The sequence below is a fragment of the Arthrobacter sp. 01L42 genome, assembly GCF_056400005.1.
The window spans coordinates 37,447-43,995 of record NZ_JBFTSL010000031.1; the positions used below are offsets into that span (position 1 = coordinate 37,447).

The following is a 6,549-nucleotide window of genomic DNA, read 5'->3' on the forward strand; positions in this document are numbered from 1 at the left end:
TGCCCTTTTGACGAGTGATTACGGCACTTACGGAGCAATCGATGGGGCCCCGCAGCTCTGCAGACCTCGCCTTGGTCCGTAGACCTAAAACGGGCCGCGTAATTTAGGAGCTTTTCCATACTTTCGGCGATGCCTGCTGGATAGGCTGAGGTGTCCGGACAAAGCCGTCCGGGCGGGTGCCAATGTCAGAAAGAAGCCCATGGCCGCAGCTACAGTGGACGACATCCTCGCGGATCTTCCGCTGGGTTTCGCCAGCCTGATACTTCGGCCGTCCCGCACGGATGCTGCGATCGAACGCTTTCTGATCGTCGACGCCGACGACGAGACCGCCGACGGCGCGACTGCGTTCGTCCTGCTGATCGGCGTTCGCGGACGCTCCGCGTTGCCCGCAGTGCGGCGCCTCTTGAAACGCCCGCCCCTGGTCCTGGCCGTCAAGGGCAGCCCCGAGGAACTGGCGGAAGCCGAAGAGCTGCTCCGCGCCGCCGGAACCGGCCTGCTGCTGGTGGACCCGGCGGCAGACTGGGACCGCCTGCTGTCCATCGCCAAGGACCGAATCCAGCCGCCCAGCTACCAGCGCGAAGTGCTGACCCTGCTCGAAGAAGACCTCTTCGCCATCGCCCAGACCACGGCCCGCCTGACCTCCAGCCACGTGGTGATCGAGGACGCCGCCAACAAGGTCCTGGCCTACTCCACGGTCACCAACGCCATTGACGAACTGCGCAAGGCCTCGATCCTGGCCCGGCGCGGCCCGCGCAAATACGAACTCCTCCTCAAGGACCTCGGCGCCTACCGCGAGCTGCACCGGACGCGCCTGCCGGTCCGGGTTCCCGCCCGGCCCCAGGACGGCCTGCGGGAGCGCGTCGCCATCAGCCTGTTCGCCGGCGACCGCATCATGGGTTACATCTGGCTCCAGGAAACCGGCGGCGGCTTCGGCGACGACGTCGACTACGTGCTCACCGGCTCGGCCGCGCGGGCCTCCGCCGAGCTGATCCGGTACCGCAACCAGCAATCCGTGCACATGCGCGAGGACCGGATCGTGCGCCTCCTTTCGGGTCCCGCCGAGGCTGCGGCGAGCGCGCACAGCGAGAAGATCCCTGCGGACCGCCCCGCGGCCCTGATCCTGATTGGCCTCTCGGCCTCCGAAGCCCAGGAGAACGACGCCGCACTCAAACACGGCGAGCTGGCCAACCTCGCTTCAATCCATGCAGCCGCCTACAAGCCCTCAGCCATCGTGGGACAGTTTCACGGCGACACCGCCGTGATCCTTCCCGGGCTGCAGTCCGCCAACGCCGGGGCCGGTCTGCGGAGTCTGGCCGAGGCAATCGTCAAGGACGCCAACAAGCACCTCGGCATCAGCCCCTTTGCCGCCGTCGGCCCCGCTGTTCCCGATCTGCTATCAATCCATTCCGTGACCGGAATATGCGAAGCGCTGCTGGGCTGCATGCGCCGCTCCGGCGAAGTTTCGGTTGCGACGGTGGACGACTTCGAAGCCGAGATCCTCTTCCACGACGCCGTGGAGAACTTTACGACGGCGGCCTTTCGGCACCGCAGCCTCTGGGCCCTGCTCCGCGACGACGCTGAACTGGCCGTAACCCTGCGTGCCTTCTTCGACGCCTCACTCGACGTGGCCGAGTGCGCGAAGCGGATGCAGCTGCACAAGAACACCGTCTACTACCGGATCGGCAAGGTCAGCCGGGTCACCGGCCTGGACTTCGGCAATCCCCGCCATGCACTGGTCGCGCTGCTGCATGTTCAGGAGTGGTCCGGCACGCAGAAGGAGCACGTGGGCAAGAAATGATGACAACACTTGATTCGCCGCCGCTTGCCTTATTACTGGATGACATTGTCCGCGGCCACCGGCCCCGGACGGAAGCGGGGTCAGTCCCCGCAAACATTCCCCACCTGCAGTCCCCGCCGTTCGACCGTTTCGGCATCGCGGTTGCCACGACGTCCGGGGAACTATTCAGTTCCGGCGACGCCGATCTTCCGTTCTCGATCCAGAGCATCTCCAAGGTCTTCACCCTGGCGATGGCGCTCAGCGCCGATGACTCCGGCTCGTTGTGGTCCAGGGTCCTTCGCGAGCCTTCAGGGACGCCCTTCAACTCTTTGGTCCAGCTTGAAGTCGAGCACGGGATCCCACGGAACCCCTTCATCAACTCGGGCGCCCTGGTGGTCACCGACCATCTGATGGAAAGAACTCCCGACGCCGCCGCCCAGGTCCTGCGTTTCCTCACCGGCCAGGTGGGACACCAGAATGGAAGACAGGGCCCTTTCATCGACGAGATCGCCGCAAAGAGTGAACTCTCCAGCAGCAGCCGCAACCTGGCCCTCGCCCACTTCCTGAAGGAATTCGGCAACCTGCGGCAGCCCGCAGAGGCAGTGGTCGAGAACTACGTCCGGCAGTGCTCAATCATGATGACCTGCGCGGAGGTGGCCAAGGCGGGTCTATTCCTCGCGCAGGATGGTCGTGGAGTACAAGGCGCGGTGATCTCCAGGAGCGAGGCTAAGCGCATCGGTTCCATCATGCTGACCTGCGGCATGTATGACGCAGCCGGCGAGTTCGCCTACCGCGTGGGACTTCCCGGGAAAAGCGGTGTAGGCGGCGGCATCCTGGCGATTGTCCCCGGCCAGTGCGCCATCTGCGTCTGGAGCCCGCGGCTGGATTCCAAAGGAAATTCCCTGGCAGGCACGGCGGCTCTCGCTGACCTGTCCGACCGGACCGGGTGGTCGATTTTCTGATCTGATGCCCGGCTGTCCCCACAATCTCCCTCCAGAACCCCATTTAGATCTCTGACAGATCGAAAGGAACACCCATGCCCAACAACCCCAATGACGAGGTTGGCTTGTACCAGGCCGATGGCGGCCACGCCCACGCTTCGGATGCCCTGATCCACGCGGAGGACTCGGGCTATCACAAGAGCCTGAAGCCCCGGCAGATCCAGATGATCGCGATCGGCGGGGCCATCGGGACAGGCCTGTTCCTGGGTGCCGGCGGCCGGCTCAACGCGGCAGGCCCGTCACTGGTCATCGCCTACGCAGTCTGCGGCTTCTTCGCGTTCCTGATCCTGCGCGCCCTGGGTGAACTGGTGCTGCACCGGCCCTCGTCAGGATCGTTCGTGTCCTACGCCCGCGAATTCTACGGAGAGAAAGCCGCGTTCATCTCCGGCTGGTTCTATTGGATCAACTGGGCCACCACCACCATCGTGGACATCACCGCCGCGGCCCTCTACATGAACTTCTTCGGCAAATACATCCCCTGGATGGGGGCCGTACCGCAGTGGGCGTGGGCGCTGATCGCCCTCGTCGTGGTCCTCTGCCTCAACCTCGTCTCCGTCAAGGTGTTCGGCGAGCTCGAGTTCTGGTTCGCCCTGATCAAGGTCGCGGCCCTGGTCGCGTTCCTGTTGGTCGGCACCTACTTCGTCATGTTCGGCACGCCCGTGGAAGGCCAGGAAGTCGGATTCAGCCTCATCACCGACAATGGCGGCCTCTTCCCCAACGGCCTGCTGCCCATGATCATCCTTATGCAGGGCGTGCTGTTCGCCTACGCCTCGATCGAACTGATCGGTACCGCCGCCGGCGAAACCGAAAACCCCGAAAAAATCATGCCCAAGGCCATCAACTCCGTGGTCTTCCGGATCGCCGTCTTCTACGTCGGCTCGGTCATTCTGCTCGCCCTGCTGCTGCCCTACACCTCGTATGAAAAAGGCGTCAGCCCGTTTGTGACGTTCTTCGGATCCATCGGTATCCAAGGCGTGGACGTCATCATGAACCTCGTGGTCCTCACGGCCGCACTGTCTTCGCTGAACGCCGGCCTATACTCCACCGGCCGCATCCTGCGTTCCATGTCAGTGGCCGGATCGGCCCCGAAGTTCGCCCAGCGGATGAACAAGGCCGGTGTCCCCTACGGCGGTATCGCTATCACCGCCGGCGTCTCCCTCCTCGGGGTCCCGCTGAACTACCTGGTCCCCGGCCAGGCCTTCGAGATTGTCCTGAACGTCGCCGCCGTAGGCATCGTCGTCACTTGGGCCACCATTGTGCTCTGCCAGATCCAGCTCAAACGGTGGGCAGACAAAGGCTGGCTTGAGCGCCCCAGTTTCCGGATGTTCGGCGCCCCCTACACCGGTTACCTCTCCCTGGTATTCCTGCTCGGCGTCCTCGTCATGGTCTTCATCGATTCCCCGCTCACATTGCTGGTGACCCTGGTGGCCTGCGCGCTGATGGTAGGCGGCTGGTACGCCTGCCGGAAACAAATCCACGACATCGCCGAAACCCGCGACGGCTTCACGGGCGCCGCGCCCGTGCTGGCCAACCGGACTCCAATCCGCTAATCGAACATCCCAGTGCCGACCAATCCCACAACCCGGCACCCAACGCGAAAGCCTTCATGCAGCCACGAAACCCGCTGAGTCCCGGCCGCCCTAGCGCTCTGCAGGAGCGCCACCCGCCAGACGCGCACAAAGACAAGCCGCCGGCGTCGAACGACAGTTGCGAGGACGGCTGCTTCTTCTGCACCGGACCGGAAACAGACTAGCCACCGTTCCGCTGGATTCAGTGGACATGCCATGCCCGCCAACCCAACCCAAGAAGACAAGTAGTGATGAAAACCGAGTCTGCATCCACAATGACCGCAACCGACACGCACCCAGTTGAAGGCGACACCATCAAACCCCTGCAGACGGCCCCAGGGGCTGTCCTGGATAACCGCAACGGCGCCAGCACCCTCAAGTCCGCCGGCCACGTGATTGTTGATTCGCTCGCAGCGCACGGGGTGGAACGCACCTTTGTTGTCCCGGGGGAAAGCTTCCTGGACGTCCTCGACGGGCTGCACGGCTCTGAAATCGAGACCGTGGTCTGCCGGCACGAGGGCGGCGCCGCGTACATGGCCGAGGCCGACGGCAAGATGAACCAGCGCCCCGGCGTCGCCATGGTCACCCGCGGACCCGGGGCGGCGAACGCCCACGTGGGCCTGCACACCGCGTGGCAGGACTCCACCCCGATGCTGCTCTTCGTCGGGTTGATTCCGTTCGCGCACCGGGACCGCGAGGCGTTCCAGGAGTTCGACATCAAGGCGTGGTTCGACACCGGCGCCAAACGCGTGATGGTCCTCGACCACCCCGAGCGGGCCTCCGAAATTGTCGCGGAGGCAATGTTCGCGGCCATGAGCGGCCGTCCCGGGCCCGTGGTGGTGGGCCTGCCGGAGGACATCATCCGGGTCCCCATTGATCCGGCCCTGCACCCGACCATCCCGGTTGCCGCGGGCGGCATGAGCAGCACCGATGCCGGTGCGCTGGCTGAGGCACTGGCACAGTCGAAGAAGCCGCTCTTTGTCACCGGCGGGAACGACTGGACCCAGGAAGCCGCCTCGGAACTAACCCGCTGGCTCGAAAAGCACCACATCCCGGCCGCGGCGGAGTGGCGTACACAGGGGACCGTCTCCTTTGATTCGCCCAGCTACGTGGGGCCGATCGGCTACGGCCGGCCCCGCCCCACCTATGACCTCCTGGAGGAAACCGATCTGCTCGTTTTCGTCGGGACGGTCCCGGGGGACGTGATCACGGACGGTTTCGTCTGCCGGCAGGACTGGAACAAGAACAACTTCCTCGTCAGCATCGATCCCTCGCTGCGCGGCCGCTCCGGTCCGGTCTCCCGCCAGATCCTGGCCAAGCCGGACGCCTTCGTCCGGGACTTGGTCAACATCGACCTGCCCGTCAGGCAGGAGTGGAAGGCGTGGACGGCCCGGATGCGCGCCGAGCAGCAGTCGTTCGCCAGCCTGCCGCCGTCGACACCCAGCGCCGGTCCCGCGAAGATGGACACCCTGATGGCCAACCTCGTCCCGCTGCTGCCGCAGGACGCCCTGGTGACATTCGGGGCAGGCGAGCACACCAACTGGGCGCACCGGTACTTCCCCACCCGGCGCTACGCCTCGATGATCAGTGCCCGGAACGGTTCCATGGGGTACTCGGTGCCCTCGGCCATCGCCGCCTCACTGGCCAGCCCGGAGCGCCGGGTGGTCACCATCGCCGGCGACGGGGAATTCCTGATGAACGGCCAGGAGCTCGCCACGGCCGCCCAGTACGGAGCCACGCCGCTGATCGTCGTGATGGACAACCAGGAGTACGGCACCATCCGCACCCATCAGGAACGCCACTACCCGTCCCGGGTGTCGGGCACGCAGCTGAAGAACCCCGACTTCGGCATGATGGCCCGGGCGTTCGGCGGTTTCGGCATCACCGTCACCGAGGATAAGGATGTGCCGTCCGCCCTCGAGGCGGCGCTGGCCGCCATCGACCGGGACGGTGTGTTCGCCCTGGTCCACCTCATCGTCGAACAGCGGGTCAAGGCCTACTAAATCCATCCTACCTAACCTGGTTGCGCTATCAGTCCTGGTCGTCATTCGGCGTTGTGCTGTCTCACCTCATCGTTGACACTTCATGTCTCAACTGATCGTGGACGGTTCATGTCTCAGGACTTCGTGGACGGTTGCCTGCCCGTGCCGTTGAGGCCGATGTAGACGGTTCCTTTGGGCGGGCGCGGGTGGCTGATGATTTC

Annotated in this window: 4 protein-coding genes; all 4 read left to right on the forward strand. The window is 64.8% G+C overall.

Features of this window, described 5'->3' with window-relative positions; genetic code table 11:
- Window positions 1–199 precede the first annotated feature (199 nt).
- The 4 genes from AC1DN2_RS20495 (at window position 200) to AC1DN2_RS20510 (ending at window position 6,349) form a co-directional block, all read left to right on the forward strand.
- Window positions 200–1,798, forward strand: coding sequence for a PucR family transcriptional regulator (locus AC1DN2_RS20495; RefSeq protein ID WP_476851755.1), 1,599 nt, complete (start codon window positions 200–202; stop codon window positions 1,796–1,798).
- Window positions 1,795–2,739, forward strand: coding sequence for a glutaminase (locus AC1DN2_RS20500; protein WP_476851756.1), 945 nt, complete (start codon window positions 1,795–1,797; stop codon window positions 2,737–2,739). The genes AC1DN2_RS20495 and AC1DN2_RS20500 overlap by 4 nt, the downstream gene beginning before the upstream one ends.
- 74 nt (window positions 2,740–2,813) lie before the next feature.
- On the forward strand, window positions 2,814–4,328 hold the full coding sequence (locus tag AC1DN2_RS20505) for an amino acid permease (RefSeq protein WP_476851757.1): 1,515 nt from the start codon (window positions 2,814–2,816) through the stop codon (window positions 4,326–4,328).
- Between the two features lie 293 nt (window positions 4,329–4,621).
- Window positions 4,622–6,349, forward strand: coding sequence for a thiamine pyrophosphate-dependent enzyme (locus tag AC1DN2_RS20510; protein ID WP_476851758.1), 1,728 nt, complete (start codon window positions 4,622–4,624; stop codon window positions 6,347–6,349).
- Window positions 6,350–6,549: the final 200 nt, after the last annotated feature.

Coding starts and splice junctions, on each gene's coding strand:
- AC1DN2_RS20495 (WP_476851755.1), top strand. CDS start 200: ATGGCCGCAGCTACAGTGGACGACATCCTCGCGGATCTTCCGCTGGGT.
- AC1DN2_RS20500 (WP_476851756.1), top strand. CDS start 1,795: ATGATGACAACACTTGATTCGCCGCCGCTTGCCTTATTACTGGATGAC.
- AC1DN2_RS20505 (WP_476851757.1), top strand. CDS start 2,814: ATGCCCAACAACCCCAATGACGAGGTTGGCTTGTACCAGGCCGATGGC.
- AC1DN2_RS20510 (WP_476851758.1), top strand. CDS start 4,622: ATGACCGCAACCGACACGCACCCAGTTGAAGGCGACACCATCAAACCC.